Here is a 23866-nt window from a genome sequence, read left to right as displayed (position 1 = left end):
ATTTCGATACGTATGGTATCGAATAACGATACTTACGGTATCGTTATTAAAGGAGATATAAATGAAATCGATCGTAGTTTTTGCTACACTGTTGTTTGGAAGTGTTGGATTGTTTGCCAAATCTGCTTCTCCCTCTGGGGAAAAGGTTCTGGGAACGTTTTTTAGTGAATTTGGGAAAGGGAATGCAAAAGGCGTATTGGATTGTTTCCATTCACAAACAACGATTACAGCGGTTCGCAACCAAGATCGTTCTGAAAACCAACTGTATGGAACCTATACGGGTATTTCAGGAGCAGAAGAGTTTTTGAAAAATATGGGATCACAGTTTGACACAAAAAAATTCCAAGTGGATCAGATTGTTGGAAAAAAGGATTGGGTGTTTGCCAGTGGAAGTTTTTTGCATGTTTTAAAATCAACCGGGAAACCTTTTGCCAGTGATTGGGCTTTGAAAGTTCAAATCAAAGATGGAAAAATTTTCTCTTACCATTTTTATGAAGACAGTGCCTCTTATGTAAAGGCAGTAGATTAATCAACGATTCATTGGTTTCAAAAACCATTGGAAGTATTGACCAACTTGGGAAGTGAGTCAAAAAAATCCATTAGCGAATCGGAATATAAATATCTGTAATTCGTTTATTTTCTTCCTTTTCATAGGGATTCAAGTAACACTCCCAAGGTGGTTGGTTTTTAATTTGATAGGGATTGGATTTAAAATAATCATTTAAAATCCAATCATAGATTTTTGGTAAATTGTAGTAACTGCCTTGGTAACGAATTTGAAGATACTTACCACCAGGAATGGTTTGGATTCCGAGTCCCTCTGGAATTTGTTTTGGTTCTGGTCCCACAGTAATTCCTAAATCGAATCGTATTTTTCCTTTGGGAGAAATTTTTGGATCATCTTGGCTAATTCCTATCCACTTATGATTCGAATTTTTAGAATTCCAATTTTGTATTAAAGATTGAATGGAAAGAACTTCTTTTGTTCCCGCGATCGGACCTGGTAGTTCTTCATAATTTCCAATATGGCGGACATAAACAATAGTTAAAGAAGAGATGGTTTTGATTTGAAACCCATGTTTTGAAATTCCGTCTGGTATGGTTATGTGGTCCTTGAGAGACTTTCCCTTTTTCTTTTGAAACTGTTTGCGAAACTCGGAAGGTGTAGAACCAATCACTCGTTTGAAGGCTTTTGAAAATGCTTCATGAGATAAAAAACCGGCCTCGATTGCAATTTCTAAAATCGGAAAGTTTGTGATTTTTAATTCGTAAGCTGCTTTTTCTAAACGTAACCGGCGTATGTATTCCTTTACATTCTCACCTTGCACTTTTTTAAACAAACGATGGAAATGCCAATCACTATATCCAGTAAAAAAAGCAATTTGGTTGAGACCAATGGTTTCATCCAGTTGTCCTTCCATTTTGTTCCAAATCGGATAGAGGTTGGGTGTTTGTGGCAAGGGAGAGTCCTTTCTTACTTTCTAAAACAAAGTTAAGAAAGGTCATCCCTATTTGTCTTTCTAAATTTTAACCAGGATTTCGTTCCTGGACAATATCGATTCCAATTCCATTCGGATCAATCAAAGTGAAATGCACATCTCCCCATTCTTCTTTTGTCAAAGGAAGGTCAATTGGTGCTTTTTTTTCTTTCATCTCTGCAAATTCTTTTTCCACATCTTTAGATTCGAAGATAAACCAAATTCCTTTTCCCGGGTAGGGAATTTGAAAGTAGGGTTTTCTCACCTGTTCTTGGTTAGGTTTCATAATTGCCAACTCCACTTCGGGACGGTTGGGTAAGCAAAGTAATACAAACCAGTCCGATTCGAATTTGGTTGCGAGTCCTAACCATTTTTCATAAAAGGTTTTTGTTTCGGTTAATTTTTCGGTAATGATTCCTGTTTGAATTTGTTGGAATGCCATAATTTCTCCTTTTGTAAATCCTAGTTTACCAAAGATAAAAATCTATATTGGATCGTTTTTGCTATTTTTTCTGGGCGCATCGCACGAGTGCGACCGCGCTCTCCGCTCCAATCTTTGCTTCGCAAAGGATTTACGCTACGATCCCTTGCGCTTCTTTTTAGAGCCGAAATAAATACATTTCGACAACGGCACGATAGAGTAAGATGAGTAAAAAATGCAACATGGCGGAATGAAAACGTAGAATCAATCTAATGATTTCCAATCAAATTTTTGCTTTCTATTTGAATCACCTAGTATCAAAAAAAGAATTAGAGTCAGATAGGATTTTTTTTAGGAGGATTCTAAAAATGAATCAATGGAAATCAAATATCCGATTGAATGCAGTAGGGATCGGTTTGGCCTGTGGTTTTGTTTTTGCATGCAATAGTGTCCAATCTTCTTTTGATTCTAAAGTGGAGTCCGAGTTCAAGGCACAGCCGTTAGTCGATGAACAAATGGTAACAGAATCCCAAATTCAATATATGCCCCCACCCGTACGGAAATATCTAAAATACACTGGTGTGATTGGAAAACCGAAAGTCCAAAATATACGGATTGTATTTGAGGAGTTGATGTATCAAAATTCGGAAGCGAAACCAATGGTATCTTCTTCGGATCAGTTTAATTTTTTTAAAAAACCCGCCCGGCATTTTTTTATGAAGGCGAGTATGATGGGAATTCCCTTTCGTGTTCTACATTCCTATTCAGAAGAAAAGGCAACGATGGTGGTTCGTGTGGCTTCTCTTTTTAATGCGGTCAATTTATCTGGAGAAGAACTTTCCATCGCAGAAACGGTGACTCTGTTAAACGACCTATGTTTGTTTGCACCTTCCGCACTCATTGACAAGAGAGTTACTTGGAAACAACTAGATTCGCTCTCTGCCAAGGTAATTTTTCAAAACGGTAAATATAAGGTATCTGCCATTCTTTATTTTAATGATAGGGGAGAGCTTGTCCAATTTGTTTCGGAAGACCGTTCTGCATTACAGGATGATGGAAGTTTGCGAAAGGCACGTTGGACAACTCCCGTTCGTGATTATAAAGAGTTTCACGGAATCAAGGTTCCTACTTATGGGGAAGCCATTTGGAATTATCCAGAAGGGAATTTTACTTATGGGAAATTTTTCTTAAAATCTTTGGAATACAACAGAAAAGGACAAAAATCAGAATAAAGAAATCTATCTTAAGAAACCGATCATTTTTCGATTTTGATACAGCTGCGTGCGATCACTCTTGCGGAACGTTCTTCCTTAGAACAATCATAACCTGAGGGTTTGGCTTCTGATAGGATTGCCGCAAACACATCTTTTTCGTCTCTATTGTATTTGGTTTCTTTGCCGACTGTCAGGATCATAAATTCTTTTTGTCTCACGTTCTGCAGGTTGTAAAATAGATATTTTGCAAAGTATTCGCTTCGAAGAGAAATTACTTTTTGATCCAATAGATTCAAACCATAACTTCCTGAAAGAAGTTCATTGGTCGTGATAATTAAGGGAGAATTAAATTGAGATAGTTCATTACGTAGTTTTTTTAGTTCTTGGCTGGAAAAGTAAAACACAACCAAAATAAGTAACGTACATAAATAAGACCACGTAATGAGCGCATAGAGACGGATCTTGTTCTTTTTAAATTCCTCCATTTGGTCGTTTAAAAGAAAAGAAAGTGGGTAAACCAAAACGAGTAAATACCTGCCCGTTAGTGTCACTCCATCGTTAGGGGATGTGAAAGCAACGAATGATAAAAACAAGAGCACAACGGCTAAATGAAAGAGTAGGTTTAGATTTTGAAAAATTTGTTTTTTTTGGAGTTTGACTAGTGCATATAAAAATATAGGGGTATGGATAAAAAAACCTAAAGACCAAACATTGGATCTTGGATAGGTGAATGCAATCGCCAGAAAAATTTCGATTTGTTCATAAAACTGATTTTCAATTTTCCCAAAATTGGTTAGATATCTTGTTCCGAATGGATGCGAGTATTGAGCGGCATTCCATATCAGGAAAAATAACAAAAAAATCAAAAAAATAATATAACGAATGGGATGAGCGGTTTCTCTAAGGGGTTGTTTCTTTATATAAAAGCTGATGTACCCAATTGTGAGTTGGATGGCTAAAAATAATAAAATACCTTCTAAGCGAAACCAAAGAGATAATCCGAGAAAGATATTTCCCCAAACCCAGTTTTCTTTTTTATGATTTAAAAAAGCCTGAAACAAAAAAGTATATCCATACCCGGCCAGAATGAGGAATAAACCGTTTTCTGAAAAATCAACTAACAGAGGAAATGCGACAGTCCCGAGTATTGTTAGGACTAGAACAGAAGGTAAAATTCCGTTTTTGAATAATAATCTTCCGAATAGAATTAAAAATACAAAATTGAGATAGGGAAGAAAGGGAAACGGTAAAAATCCAAATAGGGAATAGAAGAAAGTAAATCCGATGGGGTATTGTCCAATGAGTTTTCCTTCATGCAAAAAAACAAAAGATTCGTTGAAAGGGCTCATTAGAAAGAGGGGATCTAAATCTTTTGTAGGAGATAGAATTCCTTCCGTGGACCAATTCTGTTTCCAAAGGGAAATGACTTGAATCATCTTCACGAGCGGATCTGACAAATAGTAGGTATCGACTCGAATTAGGAATTGGACTAAAAGTAAGGAAAGGGATATACAGAAGAGGATGATGGCCGTGTTTCGAGACTTTGTCACGATGCCTCTGGTATAAGGGAAGGATAAAAATTGGCAAATATAAATTGACTAGTTTTTATAAAAGGAAGAGAAATTGTCTCTGGACAGTTTTGCGTACAGATTATACGGATAATTCCTAGATTTTGAAAATTTTATGTTCCCGTTATGTTTTTTTGAAATTAAAAATAAATGACTGAACAGCTGTCTACTTTTATGTTTCTCTTTCTATGGGCAATAACACCGTAAAGCTGGTTTTTCCCGGAGCGGAGTTTACTTCAATATGTCCATTGTGTTTGAGAATGACTCTCCGTACAATATCAAGCCCCAAACCACTTCCTTCTCCTAATTCCTTTGTTGTGAAAAAAGGTTCGAAGATTCTTTCTTTTATATTTTCCGGAATCCCGCAGCCAGTGTCCTCGATGGTCACTTCCACGTAGGGTGTTTTGTTTGTTGTTGAAATTTTTTCTTTTACACAAAGAGTTAGAACGCCTTTGTAGTTCATGGCTTGGATGGCATTAAAAATTAAATTGGTCCAAACTTGAATGAGGTCATCAGGATAGCAGAGTATTAGTGGAAGGTTTTCGGGATAATCCTTCATCACAGTGATTCCATTTTTGATCTGGTTGTTATAAAGAGTCAAAACAGTTTCAATATTGGAAATTAGGTCTGCCTTTACTTTCACTCCTAATTTGTCGAAGTGAGCAAAGTTCTTAAGTGCATATAGAATTTTAGAAACACGTTGGATGGATTCCAGTGTCGAATTTAAGTATTGCGCCGCTTGGATGTAGTCAATGCCATAATTGAATAACTCTATAAAATCATCTTCTTTGGCGAGATGTTCAATCATGGGAAAAGAATCTTGAATTCCTAAATCAACCACTTCTTCAGCAATTTCTTCAGAATATTTACAACCCAACTCATTCAGATGAATGGCTAATAGTCTTTTCTGTTTTCTAGAAACGGAACCGTGAAAATGATTTTTGATATTAAAAGATTTTAAAAGCCAAGCAAAATAAACTTCTCGCACTTCTTCGGGTTTCCGATTCAAAAAATGGATGATTTCACTTTGCCTAGGAATTTGATCTTTGATTTTATTCAAAATCAATTCACTCGATGCTTTGATCGCACCTAAAGGATTGTTGACTTCATGGGCAATCCCTGCAATCAATTGTCCGAGAGATGCCATCTTTTCATTTAGGATGAGTTGGGATTGCGTAAGCCTTAATTCTTCTAAAGCCCTTTCGAGTTCTATTTTTTGCGAAACAATGCGATCGTTTCTTTCTTGGATATCATCTAATGCACGTTTAATGGATTCGGCTTCATGGATGGAGGTTAGGTCAATGAAAGAAAGAAGATACCTTCCATCACCCAAGGCTTTTTTGTTGATTTGTAGAGGGATCGAAACACCGGCCTTGTTGTGGCCCTCGGTAGAAAAACTTTTGTCCTTAAAGGATAATCCCATCCATAACGGATCCCCAATCAAACTAGAGATTGTAATTTCGTGGAAGGAATCATACCCAAATAATTTCTGAAAGGCAAAATTGGCATCGACGATTTTGTCTTCCTCGGTAATGACAATCGCTTCATTTGCAAAATTATAAAAGTTTCTAAATCTTTTTTCTTTGGTTTCAATGGTTTTAAGAAATTCCACTCTGGCAGCAACGTTTTCTAATACACCGACTAGTCTCCCCGGTTCCGAAGGATCTTTGGATAAAAAAGCTCCTCTTTCTTCGATGGGTGTAAAACTCCCATCTTTTTTACGAATTCGGTAGTAGGCTCGGTAAGGGGTTCTCGTGGCGATTGACTCAGTCAATGCTTGCATCGTATGCAATCGATCTTCTTCATGGAGGAGATTCTCCCAACCATCAATATCAAATTGGTTAAACTCATCTTTCTCGTAACCTAATACGGATTTAATGGCCCCGTCCCAAACAATTTTTCCCGAACCTACATCGTAATCATAAATGATGAGTCCAGTTTGTTCCGCGACTTTATGGAATCGATTTTCGTTGTCTAGAAGTTCGATTCTTTTTTTTCTGGAGTCGTCTATGTTTTCAATACTTCCAATAATTTTGAGTTGCTGATTTGTATCTTCTAATAGTTTTCCTTGGACCCGAACCCAAAATCTGGACTTAGCCATCATCTCTAGTTCTAAATCGAATGGTTCTTTCTGTAATTCTGCATCTGAAAGTGCAAAAATGATCCTATCCTTAGATTCGGGTGTGAAAAAATCAATTAACTTCTGTTTGGTGGGCTTGTAGGTTTTCGGATCAGTGCAAAGTAAAAAATAAAGATCGGGAGTCCAAAACATGGTGTCTGTTGCGACTGTCCATTCCCAAACCCCTGATTTGGAAGTGCGGCGCATTTCTTCACCGAGTTCGTTTTGTTTTTTAAGATTGAATTCAATGTTTTTAATACTAGTGATGTCTTGCGCAACGCCTAATACTTCTGTCGGAACTCCATCCGCACTGAAAGAAAAATTGGTTTCCCAAACTCGAAGCCAATGAATGTTTCCATTTTTATGAAATACTCTAAAATCAATTTCGTATATTTCTGTATTTTTCTCTGACAACATCCGTTTGGCATGTTCATCAATACGCGGGACATCTTCAGGGTATAAAATATTTTTAATTAAAAAATCATAGGTTAAAATGGAATCAACATTATACCCAAGTTGCGATTCCAATGTATTGTTCAGATATAAAAACTCATCTGTCGCCATCGATTGGATATAAATGATTCCCGGTAGGGTTTGTGTTACTTTTGATAGGAGTTTTTCTTTTTGTTCTAGTTTCTTTTGCAGTTGCACCACTTGATCTTTCTTTTTGATCACCGCTCTTGCAAAAGCGCCTCCATTGGCTGTGGAGTAGTTGTATAAATGCACTTCACAAAAAACTTCTTCTGCTTTATGGTTTAAGTGTACCCAGTCAAAATGAATGTTACCGTGTTTGAATCCTTCGCTAATGTAATGTTTGGCGAGAGTCTCTGAGGGTTGCCCGTTTGGTTGGTATTTGGGGCTGATATCCATTACGGATAGTTTTGTAAATTCTTCCTTGGTAAACCCAAGAGTTGCTGTTAACTTTGCGTTACAGTCTGTAAACAGACGACTTTCGATATCAAAAACAACGATGGCTTCTTCATCTTGGTCAAAGAAAGTTTTATAGGTATTTTCTTCCTTCTCCTGAAGGATTCTTTCCAATTCAGCGATTCTTTTTTTGGCATCCTCTAGGCTCATCGTGTCTTCGGCTTTCATGGTAAAAATTCCATAGGGCTAAATTAGAATTAGAAAAATTTCAGGAATATTATACAGCAAATTATGGGATTTCCCTGAGGTAAAGAATTTGTATTGTTTTGTCTGCTTAGACTGAAGAAAGCTCAGATTTTTTTTCTTTCTCCTTCACTTTATTTTTTTAAGCTTTTTCTTTTGCGCCTTTTCCGGCTCTTCCTAAGGCGAGGGCGCTCGGTTGATCCGGGGCGTGATTCTTTTCTAAAGAGAAATCTTAGATCCTGAAAAGATATGGGATAAGTCCTAATTTTTGAAAGCGGGTCTCTTTTTGCTTTCCCTATCCTACTATACGGCTCAGGTTCTTGTATAAAAAACGTACAATTCATACATACTGTTTCTTGTTTTCGCAAAGCCAGCGATAAAACCAATTCGATGTTTGGTGCCTGGGATTTATTTTTTAGCAAGTATGGTAATCATTCTTTGGAAGATCTCTGTCCACTCGATCTGAAATCCTAATCCTTCCAAATAATGGAGGCATTCTTCTTTTTGGAGCCGCACTTTGAAATAAGAACTAATCGACATTTCCCATAAATTGTTCTTTTTTGTATAGAGTTGGTCTGTGACTCGAATCCGATTTTCCTCATATTCTAATATACAAGTATGAATTTTAGTATCATCCGACATCACGGGGATAAACCTTGAATCACCTTCCAGGTTTTGCGAATAATCTCTAAAGGATAAAAGTAATTTTCCATTTGGATTTAAGCATTCATAACAAGATTTTAAAAACTCTTTGATTTCTTCTTTAGAAGAGAGGTGGGTGATTGTATCTCCCATGCAGAGGAGGAGTGTGGGTCCCTTATGTTGGAACTTAGCCACAGAAAGAATATCATCTTCTATAATTTCTATCGGATGGCTTAAGGTTTTTGCGTTTTCTTTTAATTCAGATAACAGTTGTTTGTTAAAATCAATGGAGATCACTTCATAACCTAGTTTTGATAAGGCAAGCGATTGGATTCCATTCCCTGCACCCAAATCAATGGCCACTTCCTTCCCCTGAGCACCGAGTGATTTTGATTTGAGAAATTCAAAAAATTCGGTTTGTTTGGTTTTCCAATCTCCAAGCATCCAGGAATAGAAATTTCCCAGATGGTTTGAATAGTGGTCTTTTGTATTCATAACTTTGATTCCTTTAAAACTTCTAAGGCCCATAGTTTTTTTGTATAAAAAATCATTCTCTCAAAGTTGTCTTTGCCTTGATGGATTTTGTCTTTTGCTTCTTTTGTTTTCATTAGAATGGAAAGATCTTCTTTGAATTTGCTGAGACATTGTTTTTTTTCTAACCCATTTGTTGTTTCTAATTCGTTCGATTTTTTTAAACAATCGTATTTGGATTTGCAAACATTGTCCAGACCATACAAATCGATGGGACAGGTAGCATAGATGCTTAAATCCGGTTCCTTGCGGCAATAACATCCAAAATAACTTTGGTTTGTTGTCATTTGGATTTTGAATTGTAAGGATTGCAAAAAAGTATTTGGGTTTTGTTTTTGATCCAGAGTCGATCGCAATCGAATTTCAGAAAGGTAATTGGGATCATTCGCACATTCGAAAGGAAACTCCAAACAATAATCGATTAGCTTGTCATTGTCTAAATGCAGAAGTTCGGATTTTGTTTTAGAATCCCATATTTTTGGTTTATAAAAAGGATTCTTTGTTTGGTTATAATCTAGCTCTTTTTTTTCTCTTAATTCTTGAATTTTTTGGGATAGAATTTTCTCATCGATTAAACTGTATTCTCGAAATGCCATGATGGGAAGATCTGGCCCAGTAGTTTTTTCCCTGTCGTTTGCATTTGATATTTAATTTTTCTTTTGAGTTTGGGTCTAAATAGAGTAGATAACCAGTTAGGTGGTATTGGTCGCAATGATAACCAGAAAATAAAGGAATAAAAGATAAATACCAGGTATAATCATGCGATTGGTAAATCCGCAAATCTTCAATGAGATCAAAAGGTTCGTTATTTAAGAATGCGATTCGAAACTCCCCGTTCTCCCAAATACGTATAAGAATGTATGTTTCTAGTAAGCCATTGGAAAAAATTGCCTTTCTGTCGCAAATGTTAGCAAGGAAGGGGAGGCGTTTTGTGGTTTGGTATTCATTCTTTGGAATTTCCACCTGTTGGAAGGTTTGGCGGCCAAGACAACAAAAGAAAATACCAAAAAGGGAAACTAGTAATATTCGATACATAAATAACTCGAAGTTTCGTAAATAGAGACGATTGTTCTTTCGTCTAAAAAATCTATTTTTTTGATTAATTCCGTTTCGTTTCTTTCGCAGATTCGTTTTTTCTTTTTATTTGAATCTATGTTTTCCGATTCATCGATCACAACATCACCCAGTTTGATGATGTTCCCGCGAAAATTCGGTATGGTTTCAAAATTGTTTGTTTTTTCGTTAAAGTGGACTCGGTCGCGGTTCCTTGCGGAATCCGTATTTCCAAATCCATGGAAACTGGAGCCAATGATACAACTTTGAAAAATAAACAGAAATAAGGTGGTGATCCTCTTCATTTGGTTCCGACTGTAAATGAGTAGGGATTATGAATCAACCTTCTTTTAGTATTTTATAGATTATCGAACGGATGCCTTTACCTTTTTAAATTTATTATTTTTGGTATTATTGTAATGTTATAGCGCTTAACAAGAGGTTGGTGTAAGGGGGTGGCAAAATGAATTTTTCCTTATTTTATAATGTGGTTTTAAAATGGGATCTGCACTATGAGGATGATGGTGTTGGAGATTGTGAAGAAGGCTCCTCCTTACTAAGCCTTGTGAGTATGATTTCCGCGCCAGGGATCTGGAGGGCTTGGTCTGCCTTTTGGCAGACGGGAGCGAATGCGGACCCCGAAGGAGCCCGGTCCTTGCAGGTCGGACTCGGGAAAACCTAGGGATCGGAGGCGCCCAAGCAAAGAACATTCGGTTTTTTGGATTCCTTTGGGGACTTGTATTGGATTTTTAGCGAACGGGGAACCAAACAGGTCTTTTTGGAACCTTAAGATTCCTTTCCCCTTGACAATCTGCCCAAATTCCAAATTCTGACAGGGAAGCTTGACAAAGGTGCTTTTGGATGAACAAAACCCAAATCGGGAACCTACTTTTGGTGCTTTTTTTGGGACTGATGGCGGGAGCTGTGGCGGGAGTGGTCCTTGACCGACTTCTTGGCACAACTTATCTCTCTCGGTATTTGTTCGAATCACCAGTATCTCTCGAGCTTTACATAATTAAAGTCGAGTTCCAGCTAACCCCTGCAAGTATCGTTGGTCTTGTAGCGTCTGGATATCTCGCACTAAAAAAGGGGTAACTATGTCAGTAATTTCCATGAAAAGTCTGCTAGAAGCAGGCGTACATTTCGGTCACCAAACACGTCGTTGGAATCCAAAAATGAGCCCGTACGTTTATACGGCTCGTAACGGAATCCACATCATTGACCTTCAAAAAACAGTTCAAAAAACTAAAGAAGCTTACGATGCTTTGAAAAAACTTACCGGTCAAGGTAAGAAAGTTCTTTTTGTAGGAACTAAAAAACAAGCTCGTGGCGCGATTGAAAGAGCAGCACAAGCGTGCAGTATGTACTATGTATCTAACCGTTGGTTAGGTGGTCTACTTACTAACTGGAATACAGTGAAGAAGTCAATTGCTCGTTTGAAAAGACTCGAGCAAATGGAAGAGAACAACTCTTTCGAACAAGAAGCTAGAACTAAAAAAGAAGCACTATCTCTCAAGCGTGAGTTAGAAAAACTCCGCCAAACACTTGGTGGGATTAAAGATATGGCTGTTGTTCCAGAAATTCTTTTTGTGATCGATCCTAAAAAAGAAGAAATTGCAGTCAGTGAAGCAAAAAAACTTGGTTTGAAAGTGTTCGCAGTGATTGATACTAACTGTGATCCAGAACCAATCGATTACCCAATTCCAGGTAACGATGATGCGATTCGTGCGATTTCTCTATTCCTTGATACTATGGCAAATGCTGTACTCGAAGGAACTGGTGGAGAAGTCATTCAAACTAATTTTGCTGAAGATATGGACGCAGAACAACTTGCTCTTGAATACCAAGGTGAGTATGATGAGTCCGGAAAATTCATTATGGACGATGAACTTCCTCCAGTTGCAAAAGATATTCCTTTAGATCCAGAAGCGGCAAAAAAAGCGGCTGAAGCTGCGGCAGCGACACCAACAACAGATGCTCCGGCAGCAACGGCAGAAGAAGTAAAACCGACTACAGAGGTGAAAGAGTAATGGCAGTTAGCTCCGAACAAATTAAAGATCTCCGCGAACGTACAGGCGCGGGGATGATGGATTGCAAAAAAGCCCTCGAAGAAAACGGTGGCGACATTGATAAATCAGTCACTTATTTGAGAGAGAAAGGTTTGGCAAAAGCGGCGAAACGCGCTGGTCGTGAGACTGGTGAAGGTAAAGTCATCGCTTACATCCACGGAACTGGAAAAACAGGAGTTCTTGTTGAACTTAACTGTGAAACTGACTTCGTTGCTAACAACGAAGCGTTTGAAGCTCTTGGAAAAGAAATTGCTCTTCAAATCACTGCGATGAACCCACTTTATGTAAGTGAAGAATCCATTCCTAAGTCAGAAATTGACAGTGAGATGAGTGTTCAAAAAACTCTTCTTGAACAAGAAGGGAAAAAACCAGAACAAATCGAAAAGATCCTTCCTGGTAAAATGAAAAAATACTTTGAAGAGATTTGTCTCATCCACCAAAAATCGATTCGTGACAACTCCAAAACCATCAATGACCTTCTTCAAGAAGCCATTGCGAAATTTGGAGAGAACATTACTGTTGGTAGGTTCTCGAGGTTCCAAGTAGGTGGGAACTAGTCCGCGTTTCAAAAGAATTTTAATCAAACTCTCCGGCGAGGCTCTTGCCGGTGAGGGTGAACTTGGTATTGATACCAATAAAACATTTTCACTTGCCGGTCAAATTAAGGAAGTTCATGACTTAGGTCTCGAAGTTGCCGTAGTTGTTGGTGGTGGAAATATGATCCGTGGCGAAACTTTAGCCAAGTCCGGAATGGACCGAGCGACAGCAGATTACATGGGAATGCTTGGCACCATTATGAATGGTCTCGCCTTACAAGATGCATGTGAAAAACAAGGGATGTTTACCCGAGTTCTTTCGGCCATCGAAATGAAATCTGTTGCAGAACCTTATATCCGTAGACGTGCGGTTCGTCATTTAGAAAAAAATCGTGTTATCATATTTGCTGGTGGGACAGGGAATCCATATTTTACAACGGATACAACTGCCTCGCTTCGTGCTGTGGAAGTAGGATGTGAAGTCATCCTCAAAGCCACAAAAGTGGACGGTGTGTACACTGCGGATCCAAAAAAAGATCCAAGTGCAAAACGTTACTTAGAGGTTTCTTTTATGGAGTCCATTAAACACCGGTTAAAGGTGATGGATTCTACTGCTTTAAGTCTCTGTATGGACAATAATATGCCCATAATTGTTTTTGATATCTTTAAGGCGGGAAATTTAAGGAAACTGATCGATGGGGAACCTATCGGTACGTTAATCTCCAATTCAGAGGAAGTGATTCTAGATGGTAGATGAAATTATAAAATCCATGCAGTCCAAAATGGACAAAACTGTTGATGCTTTGAAAAAAGACTTCGGTACGATCCGTACGGGGAAAGCAAATCCTATGATGGTAGAAGATGTAAGAGTGGACTATTATGGAACACTCACTCCCTTGAACCAACTTGGTAAAATTGCTTGCCCGGAACCTCGTGTGATTCTCATCACTCCTTTTGAAAAAGGAATGTTGAAAGACATTGAAAAAGCAATTTTTGCAGCAAGTCTTGGCCTTACTCCCAATAATGATGGTTCTAGCATTCGTATCAATATCCCTGAGCTAACAGGGGAAAGACGAAAAGAACTCGCGAAAGTTGTGAAACAAAAAGGCGAAGAAAAAAAAGTAGCAATTCGTAACATCCGCCGTGATGCCAACGATGAGTTAAAAAAACACCAGGCAGAAATGTCCCAAGATGAAGCAAAAGGCCACCAAGATAAGATTCAAAAAATTACAGATTCTTATATTGCCAAATTGGGAGAATTGGAAAAGGAAAAAGAAAAAGAGATCACTACTCTTTAATTTCCTATGAAGTTTAATACCATCCCCGCGCACATTGCTGTCATTATGGACGGAAATGGAAGGTGGGCCGAAAGCCAGGGGAAAAAAAGAACCGAAGGCCATAGAGAAGGGGCGAACGCAATCGATCGCCTTTTGGATGTGGCTTTGGAATATAAAATCCCCAACATCTCTCTATATGCTTTCTCTACAGAAAACTGGAAACGCCCCATCACAGAAATCCAAGCCATCTTCGGTTTGTTAGTTGAATTTATTGAAACTAGACTCGACTCAATTCATGAGAAAGGGATTCGTATCCATCACAGTGGTGCGAGAAATAAACTTTCTAAAACTGTTTTAAGTAAAATTGACCATGCTATGGCGGTCACAAAGAAGAACAAAAAACTCACTGCCAATTTTTGTCTGAACTATGGTGGGCACGAAGAGATTTTGAGTAACTTTTCTCGGATTATGGCAGTGCGGAAGTCCAAAAAAGAAACCTTGGACAAACCCATAAGCCCCAAAGAATTTGAAAAATATTTGTATACATCTCCTTTACCACCCGTAGATTTATTGATCAGAACTGCGGGAGAACAAAGGATTTCCAATTTCCTTTTATGGCAGAGTGCGTATGCTGAAATGTATTTTACAAATACACTTTGGCCGGACTTTGGAAGAACCTCTTTGGAGGAAGCCCTTCTTTTTTTTGATTCCCGAAAACGTAAATTTGGTGGTTTGTTATGAGTGAGACAACACTCCGTATCCTATCTGCAATCGTATTAACATTCGTATATGTGTTTATGATCTTCCATAGTTCTTGGTACTATTTGGAGTTCTATGCCTTCGGTTGTGTGACCATCTACTTGGGTTTAAAAGAACTCTATGCATTTTGTAAAAGGGAAGATTCCAAACCTTTCTTTGGAACTGGACTTTTCTTTTCGCTTTTAATTTTTACTGTATACTACATCCAATTTTTAGGAATGCAGTTTGAAGTCACTCCTCCGGCTTTTGTTTTGGAGTTGTCTAAAATTCTCAGAGAAGGGTTCCATCCCATTCCTTTTTTACTCTTCGCTCTTTCCATTACCGTTTGGATTTTGCAAATTCTAAGACGCCCGTTAGACGGCGCTTTGTTTTCGGCGAGTGCGACCATCCTTGGACCGGTTTACTTAGCGATTCCAATCGGACATTTTTTACTCCTTCTCGCATTTCCTTTTGGTGCTTATTATATCTTTTTAGTATCTGTGATTACTTTTATGAGTGATGCCGGTGCTTATTTTGGTGGGCGTTGGTTTGGAAAACATCCTGCCGGACTCAAGATCTCTCCTAAAAAAACTTGGGAAGGGTATGTGACGGGAAATATCACGGCAGTTCTGGGTGTACAAATTCTGAATGTCACTTGGGAACATTTCAGTGGTGTAAAATTACCAGTGGGAATTCTCGAATCGATCCTTGTTGCCTTTGTGGTTTCCGTCATTTCTGTGATGGGAGATTTGGCCGAGTCAGCGATGAAACGCGATGCCAAAATCAAGGATTCCGGAAGTCTGATTCCCGGTCACGGTGGAGTTCTCGATTTAGCGGATGCACTCCTTTTTACCGTCCCTGTAATTTACTATTACTTTCTCTTTAAGGGAATCCTCGGATACTCGGTCTGATTCTCATCCTGAGAACGGTCTAACAGTTACATGGTTGGAGTCTCCGTATTAGGAATTTCTGGTTCTGTTGGTTCTTCCACAGTAAAGGTTTTACGCCAATTTAGAGATTCCTTTTCTTTACGTAGTTTTTCGGTCCATGCGAACCTGGAGCTTGCCAAATCACTGATTGAAGAATTTTCCCCGGAAGTAGTTTCGATCACCGATTCTAAATTAGAGGGAAAGTTGGGATCCAAATACAAATCCACAACCATTCTCTATGGCGAAGATTCTCTTTCTGATTTAGTAAGACTCAATTCCGTGGATGTTGTTGTTACAGCAGTTGTGGGTGCCCGCGGTGTAAAACCTACGATTGCGGCCATTGAAGCTGGGAAAAAAATCGCCATTGCCAATAAAGAAACGCTGGTGACCTTTGGACCACTGATCAACCGTTTGGTGGCAAAACACAATACATTAATGGTTCCTGTCGATTCCGAACACAATGCACTCTTCCAATTGATTGAAAGGGAAAAAAGATCCAATATTCGTGCCATCACCCTCACGGCTTCGGGGGGAAGTTTTCGCACTCTCCCGATCGAAGAATTGGAACATGTGTCCGTAAAACAGGCATTAAACCATCCTACTTGGTCCATGGGTCCAAAAATCACTGTAGATTCAGCAGGCCTGATCAATAAGGGTCTGGAAGTGATTGAAGCTCACTTTTTATTTGGATTTTCTTATGATGAAATTGAAGTGGTGATTCATCCGCAATCTTTAACTCACGGAATCATCGAAACTAGGGACGGGGCTTGCTTGCAATACACAAGCCATCCCGATATGGTTTATCCCATTGCTCATTCTTTATTTTATCCGACACCAACGCCGGAAATGCTCATCGAAAGAAAACCTTCCACTTGGAAAACATTGGAGTTTTTCCCACCAGATCTAGGTCGATATCCCGGTCTTACTCTCGCTTACCAAGCGGGAAGGGCGGGCGGTGCCGCTCCTTCTATATTCAATGCAGCTAATGAAGAAGCAGTGGCATTGTTTTTAGAAGAAAGAATTTCTTTTACCGCCATTCCCAAGTTAATCGAGTCTGCGTTAAACAAGATTTCCAATTCCTTTCCTGATGATTTGGAAGGGTATTTAGAAAAAGATAGGGAATCACGTCATTATATTCAAAAAGAATTTGTGAAAGGGGGAGTGACTATATGATAGTAATGATACTCGGCGCCGTATTCATGTTAGCGGTTTCTATTTTTATCCATGAATTGGGGCACCTCTTGTGTGGAAAATTGGTCGGAGTGGAAGCTCGGATTTTTTCGTTAGGTTATGGAAAGGGGATTTGGAAAAAGAGAATTGGAAAAACCATTTACCAAATCACTGCCATCCCCATTGGGGGATATGTTCTCTTTCGCGGAGATGACTATAGTAAAAACAAAAAACCAAAACAGGGAGATCTACTTTCCACACCACCACTTCGTCGTATGATTCCCGTTCTTGGTGGCCCTTTCGCCAATTTAGTACTCGGTTTTGTTTTGTTATTTATTTTGGAGTTATCGGGTGATAGCCCATCGTCGAACCGAATCTTTATTGAAGATGCTAGTAAAGTATCAAGTCCGGCTTATACTGCGGGTCTTCGTACGGGTGACCAAATTGTTTCCATCAATGGTAAAAAAACAGAAAGTTTTGAAGATATTTTTACTAATGTGAGTTTGACTTCGGGGGATCCCGTGGACGTCTCCTATAAGAGAGATGAAAAGATCACTTCCGTGCAGATTGTACCTAATTTGTATTCAGCAGGAGGTCATCCCACGATTGGAGTGATGCCTTATGGCGAAAGACGAGTAGTCGCTACTTTCACATACGGGGAACAAATCGGCCATTTTGTAGCGAACTTACTCGATCGTGATGATAAGTCCTCGGTTTACTTCCAAGAAAAAATTGAAGAACGAAAAGATGAAATTCCAGAAGAACTCTTAAAACAAAGAGAGATAGCGGAAAGAGAAAAATCCTTACGTAGGCGAGCTCTATCCTATCTGAAAGATGGGGATATGATTTTGCAAGTGGCAGGTGTGGATGTTCATACTGTTCCTGAATTGCAAACGGAGCTTGGAAAACACCAGGGAAAAACAATTCCGGTGGTTGTAGAAAGAAAAACCTACCCACTCCTCACACCTTGGGCCACAGAGACTGTGACCATCCAAATTCCTGTATTAGGTGCTAATGTATTTGAATTTTGGGATATTAGACATCCAAAGTTTGCCGAATTAGGAATTTCTTATTTCCGATTGGATAGTTACGATGCAGAAATTGAAAATCGACTTTCTAATATCAAAATCCAAGACAAAAACTTTGAAAAGGCGGACTCTCTTTCAGAATATCTGAAAAGTAATTCCGGAAGAAAGGATATCTGGATTGGAAACATGAAGTATTCCGCAGATGTCAATTTGAAGCCGATCGGTTTACTCGGATTTCGTGCTTCGATGAAGTTTGAAGCAGAAAAATTACAAAAAGAATCTACAGTATATTCTTCGTTTGTTGGGGCTTCAAACAAAGTCTATGAAAACGTATCCACTACCTTAAAAGGGATTGGGATGTTGTTTTCTGGATTATTGTCTCCCAAAGAAAACCTTTCTGGCCCGATTGGGATTGTACAAATTGCAGGGATTAGTTTGGAATATGGTTGGGTGACCTACCTAGACTTTGTTGCTAAAATTTCCCTTGCCCTTATGGTAATGAATCTATTACCGATTCCAATGGCTGACGGCGGACACATTGTACTTTATGCCTATGAAGCCATAACAGGAAGACCACTTCCAAGAAAGGCCATTGAAGCCATCTTCCGATTGGGATTTTTCTTTCTCATTGGACTTGGTCTTTATGTTTCCTTTAATGATGTGATGCGTATTTTTTAATTTTTGTTTTTACAATTGATCTATAAATTTAAGAGAAATATCGATGAAAGCTAGTTCCTATTTAATTCCTACCGCAAAAGAAGATCCGCAAGATGCTGTGGTAGCATCGCATAAACTGATGATGAGAGCAGGTCTTGTTCGAAAATCTGCGGCAGGTCTTTATTCCTATTTGCCTTTAGGGCTTCGTATCTTAAAAAAAATTGAAGGGATTGTTCGTTCGGAAATGGATCGGGCCGGTGCTTTAGAATTCCAACTTCCGATTTTGACACCCAGTGAAATTTGGAAAGAGTCGGGTCGTTGGGATAAAATGGGTAAAGAGATGTTTCGTTTGAAGGACCGTCATGACAACGAAAGTTGCCTTGGCCCCACTCATGAAGAATCTTTCTGTGTCCTTGTCAAACCCATGGTTCGTTCTTATAAAGACCTTCCGATCAATGTCTATCAAATCCATACAAAGTTTCGAGATGAAATCCGTCCTCGTTTTGGTGTGATTCGCTCTCGTGAATTTACAATGAAGGATGCTTATTCCTTTCATTTGGATGATGAGTCTTTGGACAAAACTTACCAAACGATGCGTAAAACCTATCGAAGGATATTTGCTGGGATGGGACTCGCCACAATCCCTGTGCAAGCGGACTCCGGGAATATGGGTGGATCAGCATCAGAAGAATTTATGGTCGTATCTCCGATTGGAGAAGAGACACTCACGATTTGTCCATCCTGCCAGTATTCCGGAAATATTGAAAAAACTCCAGTGATCCAAAATCCCGAGACCAATAAACAACCGTTTGCTGGTTCGGAGAAGCTCCACACTCCTTCGAAAAAAACCATCACGGAAGTGGCTGAGTTTTTAAAAACAAAGGATGAAAATTTGCTGAAGGCTGTGGCTTTATGGGCAGACGGAACCTATGTCCTTGTCTTTTTAGAAGGGGACCGGGAACTCAATGAAAACAAACTAAAGAATCATTTGGGTTGTAACGAACTAAGACCAATGGGTCCCAAAGAGATGGAAACTCTTGGTTTAGTTCCTGGATTTATTGGCCCTGGTTTTCCGAAATCGGAACAACTGAAGGTGATCATTGATACTCTAATCGATGGGAACTTTGCTTATATTTCTGGAGCTAACGAAGTCGATCACCATACATCTGGAATCCAAATATCCAAATTTTTTAAAGAAGAAGAAATCACTAAAATTGACGTTTCGCAAGCGAAGGTGGGGGATCCTTGTCCGAACTGCGGAACCGGTCTTACTGCTGAAAAAGGAATCGAAGTAGGTCATATCTTTAAGTTAGGCCAAAAGTATTCCAAAGCCTTTGATATTACTGTTCTGAATGATAAGGGTAAAGCCACAACAACAACTATGGGTTGTTATGGGATTGGTGTGAACCGTTGTATGGCCACTGTCATTGAACAGTGTAACGACGACAAAGGAATTTATTGGCCAGTCTCTATTGCTCCATTTACTGTCTGTTTGGTGAGTATTGCAAAAAATCCAGAAGACATCGCTAAAATTGATTCTATTTACCAAGCTTTAGTGGCAGCGGGGATCGAAGTCCTTTGGGATGATCGTGACCTTGGGCCTGGTTTTAAGTTCAAAGATTCTGAACTCATTGGTTTTCCGATTCGTCTCACTTTAGGAAAAGGATTTTTGGAGAAGGGTGAGATTACGATTCTCGATCGCAAATCGATGGTAGAAGAAACGGTTCCTTTTACAACCAATGAAGATTTGGTGGGTAAACTCCAAAAACAAATCCAAAGCCTTCGTGAGTCCCTCATAAAAGCAGTGGAGCAAGTGGGAACATGAACTTCCCCGGATTATTTCTTTAGAATTTAGAGAAGGGATGGAGAAAATTCGGGCTTTGTGATAGAAGGAAGCCATTGGGTGGCGGGTGGTTAACCCCACCCAGTTCAATCAGGGCGGGGATCTATACCTAAAAACCCCCACCCCCCCACCAAGAAGCAGTTTTCATATTCCCCCATTCCCGTATTTTGGGATATATGGGCAAAAACCTACCTGGATATTTTGGTGAATTCGGCGGCCGTTACTCTCCTGAGATTTTAACGGAAGCATTAGAAGAGCTTGAATCCACCTATCAAAAGTTAAAGAAAAGTAAGAAGTTCAAAAAAGAACTCGAATACTATTTACGGAACTATGTCGGAAGACCTAGTCCGCTGACCTATGCCGAACGTCTCACCAAACATTGGGGAGGTGCTCGTGTTTGGCTCAAACGCGAAGATCTAAATCATACTGGTGCTCATAAAATTAATAATGCTATCGGACAGGCGCTCATCGCTCGTTTCATGGGAAAAAAAAGAATCATTGCGGAAACTGGTGCAGGCCAACATGGCCTTGCGACGGCAACTGTGGGTGCTATGTTTGGAATGGAGACTGTTGTCTATATGGGCGCAGTGGATGTACAAAGACAAAACCTCAATGCCAAAAAAATTGAGATGTTAGGTGCTAAAATTCTTCCTGTGACAGCAGGCGAAGCCACTCTCAAAGAAGCAACCAGTGAAGCCATGCGCGACTGGGCCCTCAATGTTTCAACAACTCATTACATTGTTGGTTCGGCAATTGGCCCTCACCCATTCCCTACCATCGTTCGTGATTTACAAGCAGTCATTGGAACGGAAGCAAAGTCACAATTCAAAAAGGAAAATAAAAAACTTCCGACTGCGATTGTTGCCTGTGTGGGTGGAGGATCCAATGCCATTGGAATGTTTCATGCTTTCCTTAAGGACAAACAAGTTGCCATCTACGGAGCCGAAGCTGGTGGTCTTGGTCCAAAACCAGGAGAACACTCCGCTACCTTAACCTATGGAAAAACAGGATTTTTACATGGTACAAAAACCTTAATCATCCAAGATGATTTTGGTCAAATTGTGCCAGCGCATTCTGTTTCTGCGGGACTTGATTATCCGGGAGTGGGACCAGAACATGCTTTCCTTTCTCAGTCAGGAAGAGTGGATTATCGTATGGTGACAGACGAACAAGCATTAGATTGCTTTTTGGAAGTCACTCGTGTGGAAGGAATCATCCCTGCATTGGAAACGGCTCATGCCTTTCATGTCGCTCGAGATGTAGCAAAGGATCTCGGGAAGAAAAAGGATATCATCATTTGTCTTTCCGGTCGGGGTGATAAGGACGTAACGGAAGTTTTACGATTGTTAGGTGAAAGAAGTAAATGAGTAAAATAAAATCACTATTCGAAAGCGGAAAATTTAAGTCCGCTTTTATTCCTTATTTTACCTTAGGTGATCCAAACTATAATGACTCTATCGAATTTGGAAAAACTATTTTAGATAATGGAGCTGATATTTTGGAGTTGGGAATTCCTTTTTCCGATCCCGCGGCCGATGGTCCGGTCATCCAAAGGGCCGCAGCTCGTTCCTTAAAAAATGCGTTTTCCTTTGATGAGCTCTTTCGTGTCACAAAGGCCATTCATGATCACAAACCAGAAACCCCTCTTGTCTATCTTACTTACTTCAATCCGATTTACCATTGTGGGATTACGAAGTTTTTAGAGCGTGCCAAAGAGTCAGGGATCGTTGGACTTGTGATTCCTGATTTGCCATTTGATACCGAGGAAAGTGAGAACCTGTTTCGGGAACTGAAAGCTCGCGATATGGATCGAATCCATTTGATCACTCCGGCCTCAGAAAAAAAGAGAATCCAGGCACTTGCCAAAACATCCTCAGGTTTCATCTACTATGTAACTTCTTTTGGTGTTACGGGGGAAAGACGTGAGTTCTCGGTGGATTTGCAGGAAAGGATTCGGTTTTTGAAGGATACCATCCAATTACCGATTTGTGCTGGGTTTGGAATCTCCACCCCAGACCAAGCCAACCAAATTTCACAGTATTCAGACGGGATTATCATTGGTTCTGCCATCCAAAGGATCATTGAAGAAAACGGGACAGATCGTTCTAAGGTCGTTTCTGCATTGGCGGATTACATTTCTAAGATCAGGGCATCAATTTCCTAAATTTTTTTCCCTTATCTACCAAAAACATTTGAGTCTCTTTAAAAAATCCGGGAAAATGGTCGGAAATTCCCAAACGAATAAAGAGGCTCTATGTCCGACAAAGAATCAAAATCGCTTTCGATTTTGGACTATCTCAGTGTTACCGTTGCCACCCTAGGAACACTCGGTGTAATCATTTCTGTCATTATGACAGGCTGGGAATACGAATTTTCCTTCCTTATCGGAGGTTTGCTTGCCCTTCTTGTTTCCTCTTACTTTGTTTATAAAACCATTTCTAAGGTTTCCAAAGACAAACAGAAGTCAGGTGCCATTTGGTTGTCTTATGTGATCGCCATTTTTATGTATGCGATGGTCAATACCTTCCAACCACTCAAGGATTTGGAAGAAAATTCCGTTTCCACTCGGTTCCAGTTTTTACGTGGATCCAACACCAAAACAGAAAGTGAAGGGGACACAGGTCGTATTGAATACATCCAGTTCCAACCTCCCGCTAAGGCTCGTAAGGATATCAACATCATTGGTATCACAACGGAATCTCTAGAAAAACTGCAAGGAACTTGGCCTTTGCCTTGGAGTTATTACGCCGACATCATTGAAACTTTCAAAGAATCAAATAACATTCTGATGTTCGATATTTTCTTCGTAGATTACAAACCCGGTCAAACAGAAGAGATGGCAACAGCTCTTCAAAAGAACCGGAATGTCCTCTTCGACTTTCCAATGGAAGTTAGTGCGGAATCGAAAGAAGCGGTTCTCAATTTAGAAAAACGAATTGATATCCTTCGAAAATTCCAACTCAAAAAAGTAATCGATGAAAACGATGCAGGAATTTCTTGGGTGAAGTTCCCTCAGCCACCGATTGAACCTATTGCTGAATTGTCAGCTGGTCTCGGTTTTGCGAACGTAAAAAAAGATGAATCTGGTTTGAATCGTAAAATGCCACTCGTGGTAAAGGTGTATAACTCAGGCAGAGACAGAGAAACAGAATATTTCCCATCCATCGACTTACTCATTGTTTGTAAATACTACGGTATTGATGTGCAAAGAGATGTGGAAGTCAATATGGGACATTACATTAAGTTGTCCCGTATCCCTAAAAAAATCATTCGTGAGTTCAACATCAAAGAACGTAAGTTTGAAGAAAGAGATGTGATGCAAGTTCCAAACGAAAAGAGAGAAGTTGTCATTCCTATTGATTGGGAAGGACAAATGGAAATCAACTTCGTGGGCGGAAGATACTCTTTCAAACAAAACGAAATTTTTGAAGTTACAAATGATTGGGATGCTGAGTTACTCGAAGCCAACCAAATCAGTAATAA

The 23866-nt window shown here is 39.4% G+C and carries 24 protein-coding genes; 16 read left to right on the top strand and 8 right to left on the bottom strand.

What is annotated here, in order from left to right; translation table 11 throughout:
* Window positions 1–61 precede the first annotated feature (61 nt).
* Window positions 62–529: a nuclear transport factor 2 family protein gene (locus JWG41_RS05405; protein ID WP_205268919.1), complete on the top strand. Its 468-nt coding sequence runs from the start codon at window positions 62–64 to the stop codon at window positions 527–529.
* A gap of 70 nt (window positions 530–599) precedes the next feature.
* Here the strand turns inward: JWG41_RS05405 and JWG41_RS05400 are convergent, their stop codons facing one another.
* On the bottom strand, window positions 600–1460 hold the full coding sequence (locus JWG41_RS05400) for an AraC family transcriptional regulator (RefSeq protein ID WP_205268918.1): 861 nt from the start codon (window positions 1458–1460) through the stop codon (window positions 600–602).
* Window positions 1461–1527: 67 nt separating this feature from the next.
* Window positions 1528–1920, bottom strand: a complete 393-nt coding sequence (locus JWG41_RS05395) for a VOC family protein (RefSeq protein ID WP_205268917.1) — start codon at window positions 1918–1920, stop codon at window positions 1528–1530.
* 347 nt (window positions 1921–2267) lie between these two features.
* Between JWG41_RS05395 and JWG41_RS05390 the strand changes: the two genes are divergently transcribed.
* Complete coding sequence (locus JWG41_RS05390; protein WP_205268916.1) at window positions 2268–3131, top strand: DUF6544 family protein; 864 nt, start codon at window positions 2268–2270, stop codon at window positions 3129–3131.
* A 23-nt stretch (window positions 3132–3154) separates the two neighbouring features.
* Here the strand turns inward: JWG41_RS05390 and JWG41_RS05385 are convergent, their stop codons facing one another.
* The 6 genes from JWG41_RS05385 to JWG41_RS05365 all read right to left on the bottom strand — a co-directional run bounded on the left by JWG41_RS05385 (window position 3155) and on the right by JWG41_RS05365 (window position 10441).
* On the bottom strand, window positions 3155–4663 hold the full coding sequence (locus tag JWG41_RS05385) for an LA_3751/LA_3752 family putative glycosyltransferase (RefSeq protein WP_232373734.1): 1509 nt from the start codon (window positions 4661–4663) through the stop codon (window positions 3155–3157).
* A 190-nt stretch (window positions 4664–4853) separates the two neighbouring features.
* Entirely contained in the window at window positions 4854–7895 is a 3042-nt protein-coding gene (locus tag JWG41_RS05380; RefSeq protein ID WP_205268915.1) for a PAS domain-containing protein, read from the bottom strand.
* 423 nt (window positions 7896–8318) lie between these two features.
* Window positions 8319–9047 carry a class I SAM-dependent methyltransferase gene (locus JWG41_RS05375; RefSeq protein WP_205268914.1) on the bottom strand — a complete coding sequence of 243 codons (729 nt, stop codon included), beginning with the start codon at window positions 9045–9047 and terminating at the stop codon, window positions 8319–8321.
* Window positions 9044–9679 carry a hypothetical protein gene (locus JWG41_RS20900; protein ID WP_232373726.1) on the bottom strand — a complete coding sequence of 212 codons (636 nt, stop codon included), beginning with the start codon at window positions 9677–9679 and terminating at the stop codon, window positions 9044–9046. Before JWG41_RS20900 ends, JWG41_RS05375 begins: the two co-directional genes overlap by 4 nt.
* Entirely contained in the window at window positions 9648–10118 is a 471-nt protein-coding gene (locus JWG41_RS20895) for a hypothetical protein (RefSeq protein ID WP_232373724.1), read from the bottom strand. Before JWG41_RS20895 ends, JWG41_RS20900 begins: the two co-directional genes overlap by 32 nt.
* The gene (locus JWG41_RS05365) at window positions 10100–10441 is read right to left on the bottom strand and encodes a hypothetical protein (protein WP_205268913.1); all 342 of its coding nucleotides are present in this window, start codon (window positions 10439–10441) and stop codon (window positions 10100–10102) included. Before JWG41_RS05365 ends, JWG41_RS20895 begins: the two co-directional genes overlap by 19 nt.
* Window positions 10442–10599: 158 nt before the next feature.
* Here JWG41_RS05365 and JWG41_RS05360 point away from each other — a divergent pair, with 158 nt between their 5' ends.
* The 14 genes from JWG41_RS05360 to JWG41_RS05295 all read left to right on the top strand — a co-directional run.
* Window positions 10600–10818 (top strand): hypothetical protein, encoded by a 219-nt coding sequence (locus tag JWG41_RS05360; RefSeq protein ID WP_205268912.1) that lies wholly within the window; start codon window positions 10600–10602, stop codon window positions 10816–10818.
* 179 nt (window positions 10819–10997) lie between these two features.
* A complete protein-coding gene (locus JWG41_RS05355) occupies window positions 10998–11231 on the top strand; it encodes a hypothetical protein (RefSeq protein WP_015679594.1) in 234 nt (77 codons plus the stop codon).
* 2 nt (window positions 11232–11233) lie between these two features.
* Entirely contained in the window at window positions 11234–12166 is a 933-nt protein-coding gene (gene rpsB / locus JWG41_RS05350) for a 30S ribosomal protein S2 (RefSeq protein WP_205268911.1), read from the top strand.
* A complete protein-coding gene (gene tsf, locus JWG41_RS05345; RefSeq protein WP_205268910.1) occupies window positions 12166–12762 on the top strand; it encodes a translation elongation factor Ts in 597 nt (198 codons plus the stop codon). Before rpsB ends, tsf begins: the two co-directional genes overlap by 1 nt.
* The gene (gene pyrH / locus JWG41_RS05340; protein WP_004786252.1) at window positions 12752–13498 is read left to right on the top strand and encodes a UMP kinase; all 747 of its coding nucleotides are present in this window, start codon (window positions 12752–12754) and stop codon (window positions 13496–13498) included. The genes tsf and pyrH overlap by 11 nt, the downstream gene beginning before the upstream one ends.
* On the top strand, window positions 13488–14039 hold the full coding sequence (gene frr / locus JWG41_RS05335) for a ribosome recycling factor (protein WP_205268909.1): 552 nt from the start codon (window positions 13488–13490) through the stop codon (window positions 14037–14039). Before pyrH ends, frr begins: the two co-directional genes overlap by 11 nt.
* Before the next feature lie 45 nt (window positions 14040–14084).
* A complete protein-coding gene (locus JWG41_RS05330) occupies window positions 14085–14759 on the top strand; it encodes an isoprenyl transferase (protein ID WP_408611738.1) in 675 nt (224 codons plus the stop codon).
* Window positions 14756–15667: a phosphatidate cytidylyltransferase gene (locus JWG41_RS05325; protein WP_205268907.1), complete on the top strand. Its 912-nt coding sequence runs from the start codon at window positions 14756–14758 to the stop codon at window positions 15665–15667. Before JWG41_RS05330 ends, JWG41_RS05325 begins: the two co-directional genes overlap by 4 nt.
* Before the next feature lie 30 nt (window positions 15668–15697).
* Entirely contained in the window at window positions 15698–16858 is a 1161-nt protein-coding gene (gene dxr / locus JWG41_RS05320; RefSeq protein ID WP_205268906.1) for a 1-deoxy-D-xylulose-5-phosphate reductoisomerase, read from the top strand.
* Window positions 16855–18561 carry a site-2 protease family protein gene (locus JWG41_RS05315; protein WP_205268905.1) on the top strand — a complete coding sequence of 569 codons (1707 nt, stop codon included), beginning with the start codon at window positions 16855–16857 and terminating at the stop codon, window positions 18559–18561. Before dxr ends, JWG41_RS05315 begins: the two co-directional genes overlap by 4 nt.
* A gap of 43 nt (window positions 18562–18604) precedes the next feature.
* Window positions 18605–20365, top strand: a complete 1761-nt coding sequence (locus JWG41_RS05310) for a proline--tRNA ligase (RefSeq protein WP_205268904.1) — start codon at window positions 18605–18607, stop codon at window positions 20363–20365.
* A 194-nt stretch (window positions 20366–20559) separates the two neighbouring features.
* Window positions 20560–21750 (top strand): tryptophan synthase subunit beta, encoded by a 1191-nt coding sequence (gene trpB / locus JWG41_RS05305; RefSeq protein WP_205268903.1) that lies wholly within the window; start codon window positions 20560–20562, stop codon window positions 21748–21750.
* Entirely contained in the window at window positions 21747–22547 is an 801-nt protein-coding gene (trpA, locus tag JWG41_RS05300) for a tryptophan synthase subunit alpha (protein WP_205268902.1), read from the top strand. The genes trpB and trpA overlap by 4 nt, the downstream gene beginning before the upstream one ends.
* Before the next feature lie 90 nt (window positions 22548–22637).
* On the top strand, window positions 22638–23866 hold a 1229-nt coding region (locus JWG41_RS05295), incomplete at its 3' end, for a CHASE2 domain-containing protein (protein ID WP_205268901.1).

Origin of the sequence: Leptospira chreensis, from assembly GCF_016919165.1 — a bacterium.
Lineage (GTDB): Bacteria > Spirochaetota > Leptospiria > Leptospirales > Leptospiraceae > Leptospira_A > Leptospira_A chreensis.
This window is presented reverse-complemented; position numbering and strand designations above follow the sequence as displayed.